The sequence below is a fragment of the Streptomyces sp. NPDC004732 genome (assembly GCF_040609235.1).
GTDB lineage: Bacteria > Actinomycetota > Actinomycetes > Streptomycetales > Streptomycetaceae > Streptomyces.
This window is the reverse complement of the sequence record NZ_JBEXJR010000009.1, coordinates 283,239-304,373: the sequence shown is the minus strand read 5'-3', so window position 1 is coordinate 304,373 and position 21,135 is coordinate 283,239. Positions and strand designations below refer to the sequence as shown.

The following is a 21,135-nucleotide window of genomic DNA, read 5'->3' as shown; positions in this document are numbered from 1 at the left end:
GATGCTGCCAGATCGGGAACGAAACGGTCGGAATGCCTGCATCCCCGTCAAGTCTGTCTCGCGCGGGCGGGCGCTGTGCAGGCGCATGGTCGGCATGAACACGGCCTGGGACGCCGTCGGCGACGGCGAATTCTTCTGCCCGGCCTGCGGCGGCGACCGCAACTACCAGCGCCTCACGGGCCGGCGCCGCTTCGTCCTGCTCGGCCTGCCCGTCGTGCCGCGCGGCACCCGCGGCCCCGTCATCCAGTGCGCCGCCTGCCAGGACCTGTTCGACCCGGACGTCCTGGACCACCCCACCACCACCCGGCTCTCCGCGATGCTCCGCGACGCCGTGCACACGATCGCCCTCGCGGTCCTCTCCGCGGGCGGCACGGGCTCGCGCACGGTCCTCGAAACGGCCGTCTGCGCGCTGCACGGCGCGGGCTACGACGACTGCACCGAGGAGCAGCTCGTCGCCCTCGTCGACGCGCTCGCCACCGACGCCGGACGCGCCACCGAGCCCGACTGCGGCCCCGGCCTCGCCATCGAACTCCACGAGGCGCTCGGCCCCCTGGCCCCGCACCTCGCCCCCGCGGGCCGCGACGCCCTGCTCCTCCAGGGCGCCCGCATCGCGCTCGCGGACGGGCCCTACACCCCCGCCGAGCGCGATGTGCTCAGCACGGCAGGGTGCGCGCTGACAATCTGCTCGGAGGACGTGACGCGCCTCCTGGCGACGGCGCGGACGCCTTCCTGAGCCGAACTCCGGCGTGCGTGTGCACAAGGACGGGGTTCGCTGGGCGGCCGTGATCTCCTGGACGCCGGCCCAGCGGGACCGGTGGGCGGCCAGTGCCCTGCGCTGCTCCGGCCGCAGGCGCGAGGCGCTCACCGCCCTGCGGGAGCTCGCCGCCGACTACGAGCGCCGCCTGCACTGCCCCGACCACACCTGGACCCGGCAGGCCCGCACCAGCCACGCCTGCGCCCTGCAGTGGTCCCTCCGCGTCCTGCGCGTACTCCGCGGGGAGTAATCCCGGCCGCCCGCCTCCCCGAGCCGTATCCCCCAACTCGGCCCCCAGCCCGACGGATCGGGCGCCCGGCAGCGGAAAGGTGGGGCGTGAACCTGTCACCTCTGCCGAAGGGGGCCCGTCATGGGGGCCGAACAGACCAAGGACGCACCGGTGCGGCGGCGGCGTGCCGTGCCCTGGGTGCTTCTGGGGCTGTGGATCGTCGTGCTCGCGGTGGCCTCGCCGTTCGCGGCGAAGCTTGCCGATGTGCAGAAGGACCGAGCCGTCGACTACCTGCCGGCGAGTGCCGGGTCGACCGAAGTCGCGAAGATCCAGGAGCAGTTGCCCGGCGGCGAGGCCACCGAGCTCGTGCTCGTCTACCACCGGGACGGGGGGCTGACCGCCGCCGACCGCAAGGCCGCGGCGGATCAGGTCGGCGAGATAGCGGGCGCCCACAAGCTCGTCGGGAAGCCCGCGGCCGTGCCCTCCAAGGACGGCACCACCCTCATGTACCCCGTGGCAAGCACCGAGCCCGGGCAGGACGAGGACAAGCGGGACGCGCTGGTCAATGATGTGCGGGACATCGCGCGCGGTGAGGGCGGGCTGAGCGTCGATGTCGGCGGGGCGGGGGCCCTCGACACCGATGCGAGTGAGGTCTACAACTCGCTCGGCGGGCCGCTGCTCTACACCACCGCGGGCGTTGTCGCGCTCCTGCTCATCCTTATTTACCGCAGTCCGTTCCTGTGGCTCGTGCCGCTCGCCGTCGCGGGTGTCGCCGACTATCTCGCGATGGGGGTCGCGTACGGGCTGAACCAGGCCTTCGGGACGTCCGTCACCGGGCAGAGCTCGGGCATCATGACCATCCTCGTGTTCGGCGCGGGGACCGACTACGCGCTGCTCCTCGTCTCCCGCTACCGGGAGGAGCTGCGCAGGGTCGAGCGGCCCTACGACGCCATGGTCGCCGCCCTGCGCGGCTGCGGGCCCGCCGTGCTCGCCTCCTCCGGGACCGTCGCCGCCGGACTGCTCTGTCTGCTCGCCGCCGACCTCAACAGCAGCCGGGGCATGGGCCCGCTCGGCACCGTCGGCGTGCTGTGCGCGCTGGTGACCATGCTGTCGCTGCTGCCCGCCGTGCTCGTACTGCTCGGCAGGCGGGTGTTCTGGCCGCTCGTGCCCGCCTTCGGGAGCGTGCCCAAGCAGCGCCGCAGCCTCTTCGCCGCGATGGGTAGCTCCGCGGGACGCAGGCCGCTCACCGTGCTCGCGAGCGGAGCCGTCCTGCTCGGTGCGCTGGCCATCGGCGCGCTGAACCTGCCGGGCGCGCTCAAGCAGGAGGACTCCTTCACCAAGACGCCCGAGTCGGTGTCGGCCATGGAGACCCTCGCCACCGCCTATCCCGAGCAGGGCACCCAGCCGATCACGGTGATGACGCCGGACGGCCGGGCCGACGACTCGCTGGCGCGGATACGGGACACCGACGGCGTCGGCCGTGCGGAGCGGGGACGTACCGCCGGAGGCTGGACCGAGATCTCCGTGACCGCGACCTCCGCGCCCGAGTCCGCGGGCGAGACCGCGACCATCAAGGCGCTGCGCGACGGGCTCGACGACTCGTACGTGGGCGGCGCGAGCGCACAGCAACTGGACCTCCAGGACACCAACAACCGCGACCGGAACATCGTCGTGCCCCTCGTCCTCGGCGCCGTCCTGCTGGTCCTCGTCGCCCTGCTGCGCAGCGTCGTCGCGCCGCTGCTGCTGCTCGCCGCGGTCGTCGCGGTGTGGGGCGCCTCGCTCGGCATCGCGGGGCTCGTCTTCGAACCGCTCTTCGGGTTCGAGGGCACCGACCCGGGCCTCGGGCTCCTCTCGTTCGTCTTCCTCGTCGCACTCGGCGTGGACTACGGGATCTTCCTGATGCACCGGATGCGGGAGGAGTGCCTCAACGGCGCCGAACCGGGAGCGGCCGCGCTCACCGCCCTGCGCACCACCGGCGGCGTCATCGCCTCCGCGGGACTCGTCCTCGCCGCCACGTTCGCCGTGCTGACCAACATGCCGCTCGTCCAACTCGTCGAGCTGGGCTTCGTCATCGCCGTCGGCGTGCTGCTCGACACGTTCCTGGTCCGCACATATCTGGTGACGAGCGCGAGCGTGGCGCTCGGCAGGAAGGTGTGGTGGCCGGGTCCGCTGTCCCGGCCCGCCGCGCCGACCACGCCAACGGCCCCTGAGGCAGAGCCCGTCCGGGTCTCCTCGCCTTGAGCCGGACCTCCAGGATGCCCAGGGTGCCCCTCCTCTCCCGGAGGGGCACCCGCGTGCCGGAAGATGGAGCGGTGGAATTTCCCGAGACCGGCCGGGGCGCGGAGCGCGGCTCCGTCCGACGCAACCTCATCGAGCGCGTCCTCGGCCCGGCCGCGCCCGGCCAACGGCTGCGCACGGACGCCCTGTTCGCCCTGGCCATGGCCGTCAGCGCCGTCGTGATCGTGCAGGTCGTGCGGGACAACGGCCATGCGCCGGACGTGCCGGGCTGGGCGCTGCTGCTCGTCGCCCACGTCGCCATCGTGTGGCGGCGGCGCGCCCCGATACGCGTCATGGCCGCCCTGATGGTCATCCTGCTGGCCTACCACTCCCTGGACAACAACCACACCGCGCCCATGGCGGTGTCGATGGCCGCGCTGTTCACCGTGGCCTCCCGCACCAGGCCCCGCAACACGGCCCTCATCGGTGTCGGCGTCATGGGCATCATGCTGGGCGTGAAGTTCCACGAAGGCATGGCCGAGGGAGCGCAGTCGCTGCGGATCTCCGGCTGGATCGTCGCCTTCCTGCTGCTCGGCGTGTACGTGCGCATCCACCGGCAGTACGTCGCCTCCGTGGTGGAGCGGGCCGAGCGCGCGGAGCGCACGCGCGAGGAGGAGGCCCGCCGCAGGGTCGCCGAGGAACGGCTGCGGGTCGCCCGCGACCTGCACGACCTGCTCGCGCACAGCATCACGCTCGTCGGCGTCCAGACGTCCGTCGCCGCGCACGTCCTGGCCGCCTCCCCGGACCGCCTGGACCGCACCGCCGTGGCCAAGGCGCTCGACGACGTCGCCGACACCTGCCGCTCGGCCCGGGGCGAACTCCGCGCCACGTTGCAGGTGTTGAGGTCCGGAGCCGACGACGGGTCCGACGAGGCGCGCGGGCCGCTGCCCGGCCTCGACGGCCTGCCCGACCTCGCCGACGCGGCCCGCACCGCGGGCGCCCGCGTCGAACTCGCGGTGGCGGACTGCCGGGCACCGGCCGCCGTGGGCGCCGCCGCCTACCGCATCGTGCAGGAGGCGCTCACCAACGTCGTACGGCACGCAGGGCCCGGCAGCACCGTGCGGGTGTCGGTGCGCACGCAGGACGCGGCGCTGTGCGTGCGGGTCGCGGACGACGGCACCGGCGGCCGGGGCCGGGAGCGGGACCACGCGGCGGGGTTCGGGCTCCTCGGGATGCGGGAGCGGGCCCGTACGGTCGGCGGCACCCTGGACGCGGGGCCGCGGCCCGAAGGGGGTTTCATGGTGTCGGCCGTGCTGCCGCTCGCGCCCGTGTCCCTGGGAGGTCTGTCATGACGGTGCCCATCCGTGTGCTGCTCGCCGACGACCAGACGCTGGTTCGTGCCGCGTTCGCGATGCTCGTCGACTCGGCGCCCGACATGGAGGTCGTGGGGCAGGCGGGCACGGGGCGCGCGGCGGTCGACCTGGCCCGCTCCGAACGCGCCGACCTCGTCGTCATGGACATCCGCATGCCCGATCTCGACGGCATCGAGGCGACGCGGCTGCTCGCGGCCGACGAGGACCTGGCGGGGGTGAAGGTCCTGATGCTGACCACGTACGACACGGACGAGCACGTCGTCGACGCGCTGCGCGCGGGCGCGTCAGGATTCCTGGTCAAGGACACCAGGCCCGCCGAACTCCTGGACGCCATCCGCACGGTGGCGGCGGGCGACTCGCTCCTCTCGCCCGGTCCCACCGCCCGGCTGATCGCGCGGGTGCTGCGGGCGCCGGACGCCGGGCTGCCCGTCACCGGTGGGCCCGAAGGGCTCTCGGAGCGGGAGCGGCAGGTCCTGCGGCTCGTCGCGCGCGGCCTGAACAACCAGGAGATCGCCGACACGCTGGGCCTCAGTCCGCTGACCGCGAAGACGCACGTCAGCCGGATCATGGGGAAGCTGGCCTCCCGCGACAGGGCCCAACTGGTCATCATTGCCTACGAGTCGGGGCTGGTCGCGCCGGGATCCGTGGTCTAAGGCCCTAGCTCAGGGCTATCGCGGCGGCGACGGCCGGGCCGAAGGCGCCGCCCAGCTGGTAGCAGAGGCTGAACAGGCCGATGGCGGTGGGGCGTTGCGCGGCGGGCGTGGCCGCGGTCGCGTACACCGCGAGCGTCGCCTGGCCCGCGCTGGTGGTGAAGACGGCCAGGGCCGCGACGAGCAGGAGCAGCGGCGCCCAGGGGGTGAGCGCGGCGGTGAGCGGAGCGGCCGCGCCGAAGGCGAGCAGGATCGTCAGGACACGGGGGCGGGTCATCCGGGCCGCGGCGGCGGCCAGCGCCATGGAGAGCGCCGACCCCGCGAGGAGGGCGACGAGCTGACCGGTGCCGATCGTGGCGGACGACCAGTCGGTGCGGTCGCGCAGCAGCTGCGGGACGGTGAAGAGCAGCGCGAAGTACGAGGTCGCGAGGGTGCAGGCGAGCGCGGCGGAGAGGACGAACGCGCGGGAGCGCAGGAGCGCGGCGGGCACGAAGCCGGTGGGGCGGGACCTGATGTGCAGGGCCAGGAGCACGGCCGACACCACCGCGGCGGCGATGGCGGGCAGCGGCCACCGGGGGACGAGCACCAGCGCGGTCGCCGTCAGGACGAGCAGGGCGGCGCCCCGGCCGTCGAAGGGCGTGGGGTGGTGCGGTGCCGACAGGTCGGCGCGGCGCACGACCGCGGGCACGGCGAGGAGGGCGACCGCGCCGACGGCCAGGGACACCCGCCAGGACGCGGTGCTCGCCAGCGTCGAGCCGAGCAGCGGCCCGACCGCCCCGAGCGTGCCGAAGCCCGCGGTGATCACGCCCATCCGGCGGACCGAACCCGCCAGGCTCATGGCCGCGGTGATCAGGCCCGCACCGCCCGCGGCCTGCGCCGCCCGGCCCGCCATGGCCAGCGGCAGCCAGGGCGCGACGGCGAGCACCGCGGTGCCGGTCACGATCAGGGCGGCACTCAGCTTGAGTGCGGCGCCGAGGCCCCGGCGCCGCAGCAGGCCCGCCATCAGCGGGGTGCCGACGGCCATCGCCCAGGCGAAGACGGTGACGAGCCAGGTCGCGTCGGCCGTGCGGACGCCGAGCGAGTGCGCCATGTCGGGCAGGATCAGGACGGGGCTGTTGCCGCCCGCGGCGACCGGCGCGGCGAGCAACGCCAGCCAGATGGCGTGGACTTGGCGGCTCGGGGTGACGGTCGTGGGCCGGGCCTTCGGCGGGGTGGCGGGGTGTGCTTGGAGGGCGGTCGGGGACATGGCGGCGGCTCCGGGAGGTGGCAGGGCGGGGCGGGCGGTGGTGGCTCAGACGGTGGTGACGACCTGGTCGTACGAGAGCCGCGGTGAGCGCGGGAACCAGGCGTCCGGGCCCGGGCGGCCGATGTTCACGACCATCAGCGGGGTGTGGTCGTCGTCGAGGAACTCCTTCTGCACGCCCGGGAAGTCGAACCCCGTCATCGGCCCGGCGGCGAGCCCCGCCGCGCGCACGCCGAGGATGAAGTAGGCCGCCTGGAGCGTCGCGTTGAGGTGCGCCGACTCCTCGCGGACCGGACGCTCGGCGAAGAAGAGGTCCTTGGCCTGCGGGAAGTGCGGGAGCAGCGCCGGGAGTTCCTCGTGGAACTCGTTGTCGGCGGCGAGGATCGCGACGAGCGGGGCCGCCAGGGTCTTCGCCCGGTTTCCCCCGTCCATGAGCTCCCCGAGCCGCTCGCGGCCGTCGGCCGAGCGGACCAGGACCACGCGCAGCGGCGACTGGTTGTAGGCGGTGGGTGCGTACTTGACCAGGTCGTAGACCGCCTGGAGCCGTGCCTCGGTGACGGGCTCGGCGGTGAAGGTGTTGGCGGTGCGCGCCTCGCGGAAGAGGAGGTCCTGGGCGGCGGGGTGCAGGGCCAGCTCGGACATGGGGAGCTCCTGTCGTTCAGTCTCGACAATCTCAACACTGAGATAAAAGCAGTCGACTCTCCCAGGGTCAAGTATCTCGAATCTAAGAGATCTAAGATTGAGAGACTCGAAACTAAGAGGATCACCGCTGATAGGGTCCCCGCTGAGAGAGTCCGTACCGAGAGGAGTGACGGCGATGAGCGATGCCGTGGACGCGGTCATCGGCCAGTGGGGCACCGAGCGCCCCGACCTGGTGGACGGCCTCTGGCCGGTCGAGCTCTTCGGGCGCATCCAGCGCATGGGCGTGCTGGTCGACAGGACGGTCAAGGCCACGGCCGCCCAGCACGGCCTGGACGTCGGCGAGTTCGACGTCCTCACCACGCTGCAGCGCTCCGGGCCGCCCTACGCCCTCACCGCAGGCACCTTCCTCAAGGCCTCCATGGTGTCCTCCGGCACGATCACCAACCGCATCGACAAGATGGAGGCCAAGGGCCTGGTCGTACGGGTGCGCGACGGAGCGGACCGGCGCACCGTCAAGATCCACCTCACCGAGCGCGGGCACGAGGTCACCCGGGCCGCCTTCGCCGACCACTTGGAGAACTACGCGCGGCTGCTCGCCGACGTGGACCGCGAGCTGGTCGAGAAGGCCGCCGACGGGCTCCGTCAGGTGATGGAAGCGCTCGGGGACACGTCCATCAAGTAGGCCCCGGCAGGGCTTTCAAGCAACCCCCGGCAGGGCTCTACAGCAGCCCGGCCGTCGCCAGGTGCTTGCCCACCCGCTCGGTCTCCGCCGCCGACAGCGGGATCTGCGGCTCCGCCGTCGCCGGGCAGTCGATCACCCCGCGCAGGTGCAGCGCCGCCTTGAACGCGCCGAGCGCCGCGGAACTGCCGCCCATCCGCCCCGTATCGCCCACCGCCACCATCCCGAACAGCCCGCACAGCCGCTCCTGTTCGGCCCGCGCCCGCGCCCAGTCACCGTCCCGGCAGGCGCGGTGGAGGCGCACGTACCCCTCGGGGTCGACGTTCCCGAGGCCCGGCACGACGCCGTCCGCGCCCATCGCGAGCGCCGAGTCGACCGTCACCTCGGACCCCGTGAGGACACCGAACCCCGCGAGCCCCGGCGCCGCCCGCTTGCCGAGGACGACGCGCCGGAAGGCGCCCTCGTCGCCGCTGGAGTCCTTCAGGCCCGCGAGCACACCGTCTCCGGCCAGCTCCAGAACCAGCTCCGCGGGCAGCTTCGAGTGCACGGCCATCGGAATGTCGTACGCGACGACGGGCACCGCGCAGCCCCGCGCGACCAGCCGGAAGTGGCGGGCGATCTCGGCCGGGTGGGTCCGGGTGTAGAAGGGCGCGGTGACCACGACCGCGTCCGCGCCCGCCTCGACGACGGCCCGCGCGCGGTCGAGCACGCGGGGCGTCGTCATGTCGATGGCGCCCGCGAGCACGGGCAGTTGCCCGCCCACGTGCCGGACGACGGTGTCGACGACGAGCGCGCGCTGCCGGTCCGTCAGATACGCGACCTCGGAGGTCGAGCCGAGCAGGAACAGCGCGTCGACGCCGCCCGTGACCAGATGGTCGACGAGCCTGGTGAGGGAGGAGATGTCCACCTCGCGGTCCGGTGTCAGCGGGGTGCAGACGGGCGGGACGACACCGGTCAACGGAGTGGGAATGGTCATGGGTGCTCCCTGGGGGTGGCGGTGGCCGTGGCGGCGGCCCGGGTGACGAGGTCGTGCGTGGACTGTCCCTCCTCGACGGGGTGGAAACACCGGAACCGGTGTTCCGCGCCTGCGGACCGGATGTCCGGCATGGCGGTGGCGCACACCTCGTCCGCCTTCCAGCAGCGGGTGCGGAACGGGCAGCCGCTCGGCGGGCGGGTCGCCGACGGCACGGGACCGACGAGCGGGATCGGGTCGATGGGGTCGAGCAGACCCGGCGTGGCGGAGAACAGGGCGCGGGTGTACGGGTGCCGGGCGCGGTCCAGGATCTCCCCGGCCGGTGACTCCTCGACGATCCGGCCCAGGTACATCGTGACGACGCGGTCGCTCATCCTGCGTACGGTCTGGATGTCGTGGGAGACGAACACGAGCGCGAGACCCAGGCGCTCCTTCAGATCGAGGAGCAGATTGAGGATCTGGGCGCGGACGGACACGTCGAGGGCGCTCGTCGGCTCGTCGGCGACCACCAGGTCGGGTTCGAGCGCGAGGGCGCGGGCGATGGCGACGCGCTGCCGCTGACCGCCGGACAGCTGTCCCGGCAACCCGTCGGCGAGGCTCCCGGGCAGGCCGACCAGCGCCATCAACTCCCGTACCCGCTCGTCCCGTTCCTTCGGAGTGCCGCGTTTGTGTACGTCGAGGGGGTCCCGGAGGATCCGGCTCACCGGGAGGCGGCGGTTCAGGGCCGTCGAGGGGTCCTGGAAGATCATTCCGGTGCGGGTGCCGATGGAGGTCCGCCGTTCGGCGGGCGGCATCGTCCACAGGTCCCGGCCGCGGAACGACACGGTTCCCGCGGTGGGCCGCTGCGCGCCGACGAGGACCTTGGCCAGGGTCGACTTGCCGCAGCCGGATTCGCCGACGACGCCTACGGTCTCGCCGGGGGCGAGGGCCATGTTCGCCTCGGTCAGGGCGTACACGCTGTCCCGGGAGAAGAGGCCTCCCGAGCGGGCCCTGTGCACTACGTGCACGTTGTCCAGTTCCACGATGGGGGGCTTGGGGGGTGTCATTTCGGCTCTCGCTCCGTCGTGGCTTGTCGCGCAGTTCCCCGCGCCCCTGAAGCGCCCCCCGGGGGCGCCCCCAGGGCGGTCGTCGGTTCCGCCGGGTGGTGGCAGGCCGTGGCGTGTGCGGGTGTGCCTGCGAGCTCTGGTGTCGTATCGCGGCACACCTCGCTCGCCAGCGGGCAGCGGTCCGCGAATCTGCAGCCCGCCGGGAAGTCCGCGGGGGAGGGCACCACGCCCTTGATCTGCGTGAGGCGCTGCGCCGCCGACTCCAGCGAGAGGACCGAGCCGAGCAGTCCGCGGGTGTAGTGGTGTGCGGGGGACTCCACCAGGTCCGCCGTCACGCCCGTCTCGACGATCTGTCCGCCGTACATCACCACCACCCGGTCGGTGACGTCGGCGACGAGCGCGAGGTCGTGCGAGACGAGGATCAGCGCGAAGCCCCGCTCCTCGCGCAGCCGCAGCAGGAGCTGGATGATCTGCGCCTGCACGGTGACGTCCAGTGCGGTCGTCGGCTCGTCGGCGACGATCAGCCGGGGGTCGCGGGAGAGGGCCATGGCGATCAGGACGCGCTGGCGCTGGCCGCCGGAGAGTTCGTGCGGATAGCTGCGCAGGGTGCGTTCGGGGTCGAGGCCGACCTGTTCGAGGAGTTCGGCGGCCGTGCGGCGGCCGCCTCGGCGTACGACCTGTTTGAGCTGCGCGCGGACCGTCATCGCGGGGTTCAGCGACGACAGGGCGTCCTGGTAGATCATCGCCATGTCGTGGCCGAGCAGCCTGCGCCGGGCGCGCATCGGCAGGCCGGTCAGCTCCTGCCCGGCGAAGGTGACACGGCCGCCGACCCGGGCGCCCTTGGGCTCCAGGCCCATCACGGTGAGCGCGGTCAGCGACTTTCCGCAGCCCGACTCGCCGACCAGGCCGAGGACTTCGCCGGGCCGCACGTCGAAGCTGATTCCGTCGACGATGTCCACGCCCCCGTGGCGCTGCGGGAAGGAGATGGTCAGGCCGGTGACGTCCAGGACAGGATCGCCCGTGGGGAGGGGGCGGGCGCGGGAGCGGAGGCGGTGGGCCGCCTGGGGCAGGCCGGGCAGTTCGAGGACGTGGCCGCTGCCGGGCTCGGGGGCCTCCAGGCGGTCCTGGGTGCGGGCCGCGCCCGTGACGTCCCGCCCCGAAGGCGCCGCCCACGCGTCGGACACGCCCTCGGAGAGGACGTTCAGGGCAAGGACGGTGATCAGCATCAGGAGTCCGGGGAAGACCGTCGCCCACCAGCCGCCGATCAGGACCATGTTCTTGCCGTCGGCGATGACGCTGCCCCAGGACGGGTCGGGCGGCCGCACGCCCGCGCCGATGAAGGAGAGCGAGGCCTCGAAGACGATGGCCTCGGCGACCTGCACCGTGCAGAAGACCAGGATGGGCGCCGCGCAGTTGACGGCGACGTGGCGGATCAGGATGTGCGGGGTGCGGGCGCCGACGATGCGTTCGGCGACGACGTAGTCCTCGCCGTACTGGTCCAGGACGTTGGCCCGTACGACACGCGCCACGGGCGGTGTGAACAGGAAGGCGATGGCGCAGATCAGGACGGTGATGCCGCCGCCGAAGACCGCGACGAGCACGGCGGCGAGCGCGATCCCGGGGAACGCCATGACGACGTCCAGGCAGCGCATCAGCGTCTCGTCGACGGCCTTGCGGGAGGTCGCGGCGACCGCGCCGATGACGGCGCCCGCGACGAGGGCGAGCAGCGTGGCGCCGAGCCCGATGGCCAGCGACCAGCGCGCCCCGTACATCAGCCTGCTGAGGATGTCGCGGCCCAGGCTGTCCTGGCCCATCCAGTGGTCGGCGGAGGGGGCGCCGGTGCCGCCCACCTGCGGCTGCTGGTCGAGCGGGTCGTGCGGGGCGAGCAGCGGCGCGAAGAGTGCCACCAGGACGACGAGGGCGACGACGCCGACCGCGACGCGGGACAGGACGGGGAGCTTGCGCAGGGAGCGGAGCCGGATGCCGGGGACGGACAGGCGTTCGGCCAGTGCGGTGCGCGAGCGGCGCGGGACGTGGGTCAACTCGTCTCCCTCAGGCGTGGGTTGACCAGCAGGTAGAGGATGTCGATGACGAGGTTCACGACCACGAAGCCGACGGCGGTGGTGATGACGACGCCCTGCACGACGGCCGGGTCGCCGTTCTTCACGGCGTCGATCATCAGCTTTCCCATGCCGGGCAGCGAGAAGATCGTCTCGATGACGACGGCGCCGCCGAGCAGATAGCCGACGCGCAGACCGAGGACGGTGAGCGGGTTGATGAGGGCGTTGCGCAGGACGTTGCGGCCCACGACGACGACCGGCGGCAGACCGTTGCCGACGGCCGTGCGGACGTAGTCCTTGTCGAGCTCCTCGACCACGGCGGTCCTGATGATGCGGGTGAGGCCCGCCGCCACGGGCAGCGAGAGCGCGAGGGCGGGCAGCGTCATCGTCTTGAGCCAGCCGGTGAAGGAGTCGGCGGGGTTGATGTAGCCGCCGGTCGGGAACCAGCCGAGGTCCACGGCCAGGTACTGGATCATCAGCAGCGCCAGCCAGAAGCCGGGGGCCGCGACGCCGGTCAGGGAGACCACGCGGATCAGCTGGTCCGGAAGGCGGTCGCGGTAGATCGCCGCGGTGATGCCGAGGGTGAGGGAGAGCACCACGGCGATGCCGAGGCCCAGGAAGGTGAGCTGCATGGTGAGCGGCAGCGCGGTGGCGATCTGGTCGACGACGGAGGAACGGTTGAGGACGCTGATGCCCATGTCGCCCTGGAGCAGGTCGCCCACGAAGGCGGCGTAGCGCACGGGCAGCGGGTCCAGGAGGCCGTTCTCCTCCCGGAACCTGTGGAGCTGCTCGGGGGTCGGATTGGCGCCCTGGAAGAACGCGGACGCCGGGTCGACGTCCGAGAAGCGCATCACGAGGAACACGAAGAGCACGATCCCGAGCAGCAGCGGGACGAGCAGGACGACACGGCGGGCCAGGATTCTGAGGACGGCTGTCACGGCGTACGACTCCTGAACTGGTGCTCTGTCATACCCACTTGGCCTGCAGAAGATTGATCCCCGGATACGGCTGGGCCTTGACGCCGGTGATCTTCTCGGGGTCCCAGGCGGTCATCAGCTCGTTGTGCACGACCGGATAGAGCACGGCCTGTTCGGCCACGGTGTCGATGTAGTCCTGGATCATCGCCCGCTTCTTGGACGCCTCGGGCTCGCGGGTGGCCTGGTCCATGTCCCTGAAGAGCTTCTTGGCGACAGCGTTGTCGGCCCAGCGCGCGTAGCCCATCCAGATGTTCTCGGGGCCGTAGTTGTAGTGCATGATCAGATCGGCGTCGAGGCCGAACTGGTTGGGGTTGGAGGCGGCCGCAACGATCTGGAAGTCCTTCTTCTGGTCCAGTTTGGTGAAGACGGCGGTGGTCTCCTGCGGGTCGAGGGTGACCTCGACGCCGAGCTTCTCCCAGCCGTCCTGGATGGTCGGCAGACAGTCGACGATCCAGCTCACGTTCACGGCCATGAGGTTGATCTTCAGCCCGTCGACCCCGGCGGCCTTCAGGAGCTTCTTCGCCTTCGCCAGGTCGTAGCCGTAGACGGTCTTGGCGGGCCGGTAGGAGGGGTTGGCCTCGTTGAGGAAGGACGTCGAGGCCCTGCCGTGGCCCTTGAGGGCGGCCTGGATCATCTTCTCGCGGTCTATGGCGTAGTGCAGGGCCTGGCGGACGCGGACGTCGTCGAACGGCTTGTGCGCGGTGTTGAAGAGCAGGAAGAGGTTGTTCATCCCGGCGCCGCCCTCGACGGTCATCCCGCCCTTCTTGAGCTGCTCGATGTTGGCGTACGGGATGTTGTCGGAGATCTCCGCCTCGGGGCTGCTGCCGGAGATCTTCGCGACGCGCGGCGCGGCGTCCACGATGGTCAGCCAGTTCATCTTCTTGAACGCGGCCTTGCGCGGGCCGTTGTAGTCGTCGAAGGCCTCGAACGTCGTGTTCGACTTCGGGTGGTGCGCGGCCATCTTGTACGGTCCCGAGCCCACCGTCTTCCCCTTGGTCGCCTCGTCCCAGGCGCCCGGCTTCGAGAAGACGTGCTTCGGCATGATCTTGGCGAGGGAGAGGCGGGCGGCGCCGTCGGGGAAGGGGAACTTGAGGATCAGCTCGACGGAGGTCGCGTCGGTCTTCCTGACCTCTTTGAGCCAGCCCTCGAAGAAGCCCTTGGCGAGGGTCTGGGTCTTCGGGTCGAGGATCCGTTCGAAGACGAACACCACGTCGTCCGCGGTGACGGGCTTGCCGTCGTGCCACTTGGCACCCGGGCGCAGCGTGAACTTCCACGTCGTCGCCTTCAGGTCGGCCGGGATCGCGGTGGCGAGCGCCGCGTACGGCTCACGGCTGATCGGGTCCGTGCCGAGCAGGCCCTCGTAGATGTGCTCGTTGCCCGCCATCGCGAAGGCCGACGCGGTCTGGGTCGGATCCCAGCTCCCGTCGTTCCCGTAGCCGATGACGGCGGTGAGCGTCGCGCTGCCGCCCTGGCCGCCGTCTCCGGTCTCGTTGGTGGACTCGGGCCCCGAGGAGCAGGCGGAGAGCGTGGAGGTGACGGCCGCGGCCGCGCCCAGCGCACCCGTGTACTTGAGGAAGGACCGGCGGTCCGGCGCGGTCCTAGGGATCAGATCACTCACGGTGTGTCTCCCTTGCCTCCCTGAGAGGTCCCACGTCCTACGTCGTGGGTGGCGTGGCGACCATAGGAGCGGCGGGGGACCCGGTCAAGGGAGCGCGCAGGGATCCGATCGGGACGAAGTCGTGCCGGAGGTGGGACGTGGGATGTCCGACGTGTCTACGATGGCGCACATGGCTGAGGAGCCGATCCGAGAGCGGCGTGTGAGCGGTCAAGTGCGGCGTGAGGTCGTCGAATTGATCCTGGAAAGAGGGCTGCGGCCGGGCGCGCCGCTGCCCACGGAGACCGAGCTGATGGCCGCGCTCGGCGTCAGCCGCAACTCCGTGCGGGAGGCGCTCAAGGCCCTCCAGGCCCTGGACATCGTGGAGATCAGACACGGCCACGGGACCTATGTGGGGCAGGCGTCGCTCACCCCGCTGGCCGACGGCCTGACCTTCCGGGCGCTCGTCAGGCTCCGCGACGACACCCGGGCCCTGGTGGAGATCCTGGAGCTGCGCGAGGTCCTGGAGGAGGGGCTGATGCGGCGCGTCGCCGGGGCGCTCGGCGAGCCCGAGCTGTCCCGTCTGGAGCTGCTGGTGCGCGGGATGGAGGAGGCGGCGGCCGCGGGCACGGCCTTTCCCGACCTGGACCGCGAGTTCCACGAGACGCTGTACCGCCCGCTCGGCAACGAACTGGTGCCGCAGCTCCTCGGCGCGTTCTGGCACGTCTTTCACCGGGTGGCGGGGGTGCGGGGCTGGGCGAGCGACCCGGCGCCCGAGCTGACGGTGGCCAGGCACCGGGAGATCGTGGCCGCGCTGCGCGCGAACGACGCGGGGCGCGCGCAGCGGGCGATGGCCGACCACTTCCGGGGGATCGGGGCGCGGGCGGGGCAGGGGATGCGGGGGGTGGGGTAGCGGACGGGGGCTACTCTCCGTCGTCCCCCGGAGGGGCGGCGAGGGCGTAGACGAGGCCTTCGGCGGTGCCGGTCTCCAGGCCGGAGCGGTACTCCTCGTCGTACGCGGTGTCGCCGATGGACGTCCTGATCGCGCGCTCGGACTCGGCGCGGGCGGCGATCAGCTCGGGCATGCCCAGCTGGGACGGGCCGATGGCCTGCCACATGCGCTGGCTGATGCCGAGCAGACGCGCCGCGTGCCTGCCCCGGTCGGCCGCGGCGGACGCCGAGGCCAGCACGTCGATGGCCATGACGGCGCCGACGTTGTCGTGGAGCAGCGCCTTGCCCTCCAGTGCCCTGCGGGCGTGGCACGCGGCCTCGGCGGGAAGGCCGAGTCCGGCGGACGCCAGGGCCCGGGTGTACCCGGCCCAGGCGCCCATCCACCGTTCGCCGAGCCGCTCGGTCCTGGCGCACAGTTCGTCGGCGTGGCCGGCCGCGTCGGCGAAGTCGCCGCGGTGGACGTGCACGAACGCGCGCGTCACCTTGAGCAGGAGCCAGGCCTCGGGGAAGGGGCCCGTCAGGTCCGGGAGGTCCGGCGCCGTGTCGAGCAACGCGATGGCACCCTCCTGGTCTCCTTGCAGGGTCAGCGCGGCGACTTCGAGGTAGACGGCGGCGTGGGCGCCCGGGGCATCGGCGCCGCCGAGTGTTCCGCGCAGCGCGTGCGCGAGCCGTCGCACGGTGTCGAGGTCGCTCTGCACGATGGCCACGAGAGCGCAGGCCCACTGGGCCCTGGCGCGCTCGGGGCCCGGCTCGGCACACAGGTCGAGCGCCCGTCCCAGATAGTGCCTGCCCTCCCGGGGGAACCCGCAGGCGAACCAGAAGAACCACAGCGCCCCGCCCGTCTCCAGCGCCGCGCGGCCGTCACCGCGCGACAGAGAGAACTCCAGCGCCGTACGGAGGTTGGCGTGGTCGGCGGAGAGCCGTGCGGCCCAGGCGACCTGGCGCGGCCCCAGCCACTCGGCGTCGGCCCGCAGCGCCAGGTCGCGGTAGAAGTCCCGGTGCGCGCACCGCGCCCGGTGCTCCTCGCCCAGCTCGCGCAGCCACTGCGCGCCGAACTCCCGCACCGTGTCCAGCATGCTGAACCGCGCGGTGCCCGCGTCGTCCACCCGGCAGCGTACGAGGGACTTGGCCACCAGGCCGCCCAGGACCCGCACGACCTCACCGGCCCGGAGCGGGCCGCCCGCGCCCACGGCCCGGGCGCCGTCCGCCTGGAAGCCGCCGCTGAACACGGAGAGCCGGGCCCACAGCAGCCGCTCCAGCGGCTCGCACAGCTCATGGCTCCAGCCGATGGTGGTGCGCAGGGTCTGGTGGCGCGGCGGGGCGGTGCCAGGGCTCCCGTCCCGGACGGTCAGTGCCTCGAAGCGGTGCTGCAGCCGTTCGGCGAGCTCCTCGACGGAGAGGCCGGGCAGCCGGGCCGCCGCCAGTTCGATGGCGAGCGGGATGCCGTCGAGGCGTTGGCAGACGGTCGCGGCCGAGGTCCGCCGTGCCCCGTCGAGCGACAGGCCGGGGGCCGACGCGGCCGCCCGGTCGGTGAAGAGCGTCAGCGCGTCGCCGGACAGGGCCGCCGTGTCCGCGTCCGCGGGCGGATGTGCCACCGACAGGGGATCCACCTCGAAGCACCGCTCGCCGAGCATGCCGAGGGGCTGTCGGCTGGTGACCAGGACGCGCAGCCCCGGGGCGGCGTCGAGCAGGGTCCGCACCATGTCGGCGCACGCCGCGACGAGGTGCTCGCACGAGTCGAGCATCAGCAGCAGCTCTTTGTCGGCGAGCCACTGGGTGACGACTTCCTCGGCGGACCCGCCGATCCGGTCGGCCAGGCCGAGCTCCTCCAGGAGGACCTGCGCGAGCAGGGACGGTTCCCGCAGCGGGGACAGCTGGGCCAGATGCACCCCGTCGGCGAAGTGTTCCGCCGCCTGCCGGGCGGCGCGCAGCGCGAGCCGTGACTTGCCCACACCGCCCACGCCGGTCAGCGTCACGATGCGGTCGGACTCCAACAGGGAACGGACGGCGCGCAGTTCGCCCGAACGGCCGACGAAACTGGTCGTCTCGGAGGGGAGATTCACGTCGCACAGTGTGCTCCCCTCCGGTGCCGCGGGGCCGCGATTGCCCCGAGATTGACCCGACATGAGTGACGCCTTGGGCAGGGCGCGCAAAAGTCGGCACGAGGAGATCATCACCGGTCATCGGCCTGCCTGCTCCGGACAACAGGTCGTGCAGCCCCGGACTTTCGGCCATAGTGGCCGTTCACTGCGCGGGGTTACGGAGAGTCAGGAGGCCTGCCCATGGCCATCCTCAAGGGGTGGCGTGAGCGATGGAGGGCCTGTGCCGATCGCGCACTGCCCTGGGCCGTCTGCTCCGCCCTCGCCGCCCCTGGCGCGCTCGCGGGGCTCTGGACGCCCGCGGCGGCCACGCTGCTCCTCGCCCCGCTGGCGGCCTGTGTGCGGTTCGGTGTCCGGCAGACGGCCGCCGTGGCCTGCGGGACCGTGCTGCTCGCGCCGACGATCTGGGCGGCGCACGGCTTCGCCGCCTCGCCGCACTTCTTCCTGGACTTCCTCGCCCTGTCGGCGGGCGGCGCGCTCACCGTCCGTGCCGCCGCCCGGCACGCGTCGGACACGGCCGCCCTGGCCTGCGTCACCGAGGTGGCGCGGGCGGCGGAAGGGGCGATCCTGCGCCCCGTCGCCACCCACCTCGGCGGGGTGGAGGTGTGCACGCAGCACCACTGCCCCGTCCAGGGGGCGACGGTCGGCGGCGACGTGTACGACGTCGCGCACACGCCGTACGGCCTCCGGGTGCTGATCGGGGACGTGTGCGGCCACGACCTGGCGACGCTGCGGATCACGGCCGAGGTCATCGGCGCCTTCCGCGACCAGGTCTACGTCACTCCTGACCTCTCCGACCTGGTGCGGACGGTGGACGCCCGGATCTCCGCGGTGCTCGGCCCCGAGGACTTCGTCACCGCGCTCTTCGCCGAGTTCACGCCCGGCGAGGTGCGGATCGCCAACTGCGGGCACCCGGCGCCGCTGCGGGTGGGCCAGCGGACCAAGCTGCTCGAACCGCCGGAACACGCGCCGCCGCTGGGGCTCGGTCCGGCGCCCACGGTGCACCGCGCCTGGCTGCAGCCCGGCGACCGGGTGCTGTTCTACACGGACGGGCTCAGCGAGGCCCGCGACGCGAGCGGCACCGACTTCCCGCTGCTCGAAGGGGTCTCCCAGGCGCTGGGGGAGCCGCTGCCCGCCGACGCGCTCGACGCGCTGTACGCACGGCTGACCGGGCACACGAAGGAGCCGCTGACCGACGACGTCGCGTTCGTGCTCTGCCAGCCCGCCGAGCGGCCGTCCGTCCTGGGGGAGGCGGGCTCGTGCGGTCCTGCGGGGCGGGGTATCGGGGCGGGCGGGGGCCATGTGCCGAGCCCGGTCAGGGGCGCACGCCCTCGCTGTTGATGACGGGACCCAGCTCCCGCGCCAGCGCCACCGCGAGCGCGCGGAAGATCCGCACCTCGGGGTTCTCCTCGTCCGCGCGCACCGCGAGATAGCTGCTCTCCCACGGGGCGTCGAGCACCGGCACGAAGACGGCGCCCGGCCACGCGTAGTAGCGGGCGAAGGACTTCAGCCCCGACCCCGCCGCCCGGCCCGTGATCACCCCGGTCAGCACCTCCTGCGGGGTCACCGCGAAGTCCGTGCTGCGGCGCTGGGCCTCCTCGCCGAAGTAGAGGTAGTCGGTGAAGGTGCGCGGGGTGTGGCCGGGCACGCGGACGAAGGGCAGCCCCGCGATGTCCGCGACCGTCGCGCCGCTCACCCTGGCCTCCGCAAGCGGGGAGCCCGCGGGGACGACCACGATGCGCTGCTCCGTCGTCAGGACGTCGGCCACCACTCGCGCGTCGTCGGGCCCCGGGCGTACGAAGGCCACGTCCACGCGGTCCTCCGTCAGCGCCGTCACGTGCTCCGTGAAGTCCAGCTGGCGTATCTCCACCCGGACGTCGGGACGGGCCCGCCGGTAGGCGTTGATCGCGGCCGGGGTGAGCTCGGCCGAGCCGTGGCCCATGATGCCGACCCGCAGCGGCCGGTCCACCGCGCCCGTGCCGAGGCGGAGGGCCTCGGCCATGTCGTCCACGGCGGCGTTCGACGCGGCGAGCAGGACGCGGGCGTGACCGGCCAGGCGCACGCCCGCGGGGGTGGGCACCACCGGGCTCGCGCTCCGGTCGACGAGGAGGGCGCCAAGGTCCGTCTCCAGTCGGCGGACGTGCTGGGTGACGGCGGGCGGCGAGAGGAAGAGCCGGGCCGCGGCCCGGCCGAAGTGTCCCTCCTCCACCACCGCGAGGAACGACGACAGAAGTCGTAGATCGAGCGGTGCGGAGGACATGCGTATCAGCGTAGACCCGGAGGTCAGCGGCGTGCGCGCCGTCTTCACGAATCGTGAACGCGGGCGACGCGCGGGCGCGCGGAGCGCCTACAACTGGGCGTCATGAGCATTACCACCACCCCGCCCGTCCGCCCCTTGCGGCGGGCCGCTCCCACCCCTCCCCGCCGCTACGGGCTGCGGGCCGCCTGGATCATGATGGCCTCCGGCTGGAGCGCCAACCAGTTCTCCGCGCTGCTCGGCGCCTACCGCTCCGAGCTCGGTCTCTCCGAGTCCGCCGTCACCGGTCTCTTCGCCCTGTACGTCGTCGGGCTCATCCCCGGCCTCCTGGTGGGCGGCCCGCTGGCCGACCGCGTCGGACGCCGCCCGGTCGCGCTGACGGCCCTCGCGCTGAACCTGCTCTCCACGGGCGTGCTGATGCTGGGGGCGGGGGCCACGGAGTGGCTCTGGCCGGGGAGGTTCGTGACGGGGGTGAGCGCGGGGGCGCTGCTGGCGGCGGGCAGCGCGTGGATCAAGGAACTGTCCTCGGCACCGCACGCGCCGACCGGGGCCAGGACGACGTCGACCGCGTCGCGCCGGGCGGGCCTGTTCGTCTCGGCGGGCTTCGCCTCGGGCGGCCTCGCGGCGGCACTGATCGCCCGGTGGGCACCGGCGCCGATGGTCACGGCGTACCTACCGCACGTGCTGCTGGCGGCGGGGGCGTGCGTGGCTGCGCGGACGGCGCCGGAGACGGGGGCCGGGAGCCATGAGCCGAGCAGCGACGCCAAGAGCGACCTCAAGAGCGGCATCAACGCCGCCACCGGCACCGGACCGCGCTTCCGCCGTGGGATCCTCCCCGTCGCCCCCTGGGTCTTCGCCGCCCCCAGCGTCGGGTTCGTGACGTTGCCCGGGCTTGTGCACGGAGGGCTCGTCTACACCGGTGTTGCCACCGCCCTCGTGCCCGGCACCGGGCTGCTCGTGCAGCCTCTTGCCCGGCGCGTGGCGAAGCGGCATCGGCTGGCGACCGCCGTTGTGGGGCTGCTCGTCGTCACCCTCGGCTTCGGGGTCGCCGCGCTCGCCGCCGGGAGCGGGAATTCCGCCTTGGCCCTCGTCGCCGCCGTGGTCCTGGGCGCGGGCTACGGCTTCGTACTCACGTACGGGCTCACCGAGGTCGCCGTCCTCGCGCCGCCGCACCGGCTCGCCCGCCTCACCGCGTACTTCTGGACGGCCGCGTACGTCGGGATGTTCGCGCCGTACGTGGTGACGCTGCTGTCCGGAGCGGTGCCGCCCCCGGCCCTGCTCGGCGCGGCAGCCGTCCTCGCGGCCCTCTCCTGTGTGCTCCTGATCACCCTCCACGCACGGCGTCCGAGCCCCCCGCGGGGGTAGCAGCGTGGCGGAGCCGCGGTCTCGCG

Annotated in this window: 18 protein-coding genes; 9 read left to right on the top strand and 9 right to left on the bottom strand. The window is 72.9% G+C overall.

Translation table 11 applies throughout. The features are described 5' to 3' along the window. The first annotated feature begins 1 nt into the window (after window position 1). The 5 genes from ABZV77_RS28010 (at window position 2) to ABZV77_RS27990 (ending at window position 5,226) form a co-directional block, all read left to right on the top strand. Entirely contained in the window at window positions 2-733 is a 732-nt protein-coding gene (locus ABZV77_RS28010) for a TerB family tellurite resistance protein (protein ID WP_356262315.1), read from the top strand. A gap of 13 nt (window positions 734-746) precedes the next feature. Then, a complete protein-coding gene (locus tag ABZV77_RS28005; RefSeq protein ID WP_356262313.1) occupies window positions 747-1,004 on the top strand; it encodes a hypothetical protein in 258 nt (85 codons plus the stop codon). 120 nt (window positions 1,005-1,124) lie between these two features. After that, window positions 1,125-3,224 carry an MMPL family transporter gene (locus ABZV77_RS28000; protein WP_356262311.1) on the top strand — a complete coding sequence of 700 codons (2,100 nt, stop codon included), beginning with the start codon at window positions 1,125-1,127 and terminating at the stop codon, window positions 3,222-3,224. A gap of 71 nt (window positions 3,225-3,295) precedes the next feature. Next, on the top strand, window positions 3,296-4,552 hold the full coding sequence (locus ABZV77_RS27995; protein WP_356262309.1) for a histidine kinase: 1,257 nt from the start codon (window positions 3,296-3,298) through the stop codon (window positions 4,550-4,552). Then, window positions 4,549-5,226: a response regulator transcription factor gene (locus ABZV77_RS27990; RefSeq protein WP_356262306.1), complete on the top strand. Its 678-nt coding sequence runs from the start codon at window positions 4,549-4,551 to the stop codon at window positions 5,224-5,226. Before ABZV77_RS27995 ends, ABZV77_RS27990 begins: the two co-directional genes overlap by 4 nt. Before the next feature lie 4 nt (window positions 5,227-5,230). Here the strand turns inward: ABZV77_RS27990 and ABZV77_RS27985 are convergent, their stop codons facing one another. Both ABZV77_RS27985 and ABZV77_RS27980 read right to left on the bottom strand, forming a co-directional pair. Next, on the bottom strand, window positions 5,231-6,469 hold the full coding sequence (locus ABZV77_RS27985; RefSeq protein WP_356262303.1) for an MFS transporter: 1,239 nt from the start codon (window positions 6,467-6,469) through the stop codon (window positions 5,231-5,233). A gap of 45 nt (window positions 6,470-6,514) precedes the next feature. Next, window positions 6,515-7,108, bottom strand: a complete 594-nt coding sequence (locus ABZV77_RS27980; RefSeq protein WP_356262301.1) for a malonic semialdehyde reductase — start codon at window positions 7,106-7,108, stop codon at window positions 6,515-6,517. A 175-nt stretch (window positions 7,109-7,283) separates the two neighbouring features. On the opposite strand from ABZV77_RS27980, the gene ABZV77_RS27975 reads away from it, so the two are divergent. Beyond that, a complete protein-coding gene (locus ABZV77_RS27975) occupies window positions 7,284-7,790 on the top strand; it encodes a MarR family transcriptional regulator (RefSeq protein WP_356262298.1) in 507 nt (168 codons plus the stop codon). Between the two features lie 37 nt (window positions 7,791-7,827). Here ABZV77_RS27975 and ABZV77_RS27970 read toward each other — a convergent pair whose 3' ends face one another. The 5 genes from ABZV77_RS27970 to ABZV77_RS27950 are packed head-to-tail and all read right to left on the bottom strand — an operon-like array spanning window position 7,828 to window position 14,461. Next, window positions 7,828-8,763 carry a dihydrodipicolinate synthase family protein gene (locus ABZV77_RS27970; RefSeq protein WP_356262296.1) on the bottom strand — a complete coding sequence of 312 codons (936 nt, stop codon included), beginning with the start codon at window positions 8,761-8,763 and terminating at the stop codon, window positions 7,828-7,830. Next, window positions 8,760-9,806 carry an ABC transporter ATP-binding protein gene (locus ABZV77_RS27965; RefSeq protein WP_356262294.1) on the bottom strand — a complete coding sequence of 349 codons (1,047 nt, stop codon included), beginning with the start codon at window positions 9,804-9,806 and terminating at the stop codon, window positions 8,760-8,762. The genes ABZV77_RS27970 and ABZV77_RS27965 overlap by 4 nt, the downstream gene beginning before the upstream one ends. Next, window positions 9,803-11,848 (bottom strand): dipeptide/oligopeptide/nickel ABC transporter permease/ATP-binding protein, encoded by a 2,046-nt coding sequence (locus ABZV77_RS27960; protein ID WP_356262291.1) that lies wholly within the window; start codon window positions 11,846-11,848, stop codon window positions 9,803-9,805. Before ABZV77_RS27960 ends, ABZV77_RS27965 begins: the two co-directional genes overlap by 4 nt. Next, the gene (locus tag ABZV77_RS27955) at window positions 11,845-12,804 is read right to left on the bottom strand and encodes an ABC transporter permease (protein WP_356262288.1); all 960 of its coding nucleotides are present in this window, start codon (window positions 12,802-12,804) and stop codon (window positions 11,845-11,847) included. Before ABZV77_RS27955 ends, ABZV77_RS27960 begins: the two co-directional genes overlap by 4 nt. Window positions 12,805-12,832: 28 nt before the next feature. Then, on the bottom strand, window positions 12,833-14,461 hold the full coding sequence (locus ABZV77_RS27950; protein ID WP_356262285.1) for an ABC transporter substrate-binding protein: 1,629 nt from the start codon (window positions 14,459-14,461) through the stop codon (window positions 12,833-12,835). A 160-nt stretch (window positions 14,462-14,621) separates the two neighbouring features. Between ABZV77_RS27950 and ABZV77_RS27945 the strand changes: the two genes are divergently transcribed. Next, entirely contained in the window at window positions 14,622-15,350 is a 729-nt protein-coding gene (locus tag ABZV77_RS27945; protein WP_356262724.1) for a FadR/GntR family transcriptional regulator, read from the top strand. A gap of 10 nt (window positions 15,351-15,360) precedes the next feature. On the opposite strand, the gene ABZV77_RS27940 is transcribed toward ABZV77_RS27945, so the two are convergent. Next, entirely contained in the window at window positions 15,361-17,451 is a 2,091-nt protein-coding gene (locus ABZV77_RS27940) for an NB-ARC domain-containing protein (protein WP_356262282.1), read from the bottom strand. A gap of 219 nt (window positions 17,452-17,670) precedes the next feature. Here ABZV77_RS27940 and ABZV77_RS27935 point away from each other — a divergent pair, with 219 nt between their 5' ends. Then, window positions 17,671-18,828 carry a PP2C family protein-serine/threonine phosphatase gene (locus ABZV77_RS27935; RefSeq protein WP_356262279.1) on the top strand — a complete coding sequence of 386 codons (1,158 nt, stop codon included), beginning with the start codon at window positions 17,671-17,673 and terminating at the stop codon, window positions 18,826-18,828. On the opposite strand, the gene ABZV77_RS27930 is transcribed toward ABZV77_RS27935, so the two are convergent. Next, a complete protein-coding gene (locus tag ABZV77_RS27930; protein WP_356262277.1) occupies window positions 18,803-19,747 on the bottom strand; it encodes a LysR family transcriptional regulator in 945 nt (314 codons plus the stop codon). The genes ABZV77_RS27935 and ABZV77_RS27930 overlap by 26 nt on opposite strands. Window positions 19,748-19,849: 102 nt before the next feature. Between ABZV77_RS27930 and ABZV77_RS27925 the strand changes: the two genes are divergently transcribed. Then, window positions 19,850-21,109 (top strand): MFS transporter, encoded by a 1,260-nt coding sequence (locus tag ABZV77_RS27925; RefSeq protein ID WP_356262274.1) that lies wholly within the window; start codon window positions 19,850-19,852, stop codon window positions 21,107-21,109. Window positions 21,110-21,135 lie beyond the last annotated feature (26 nt).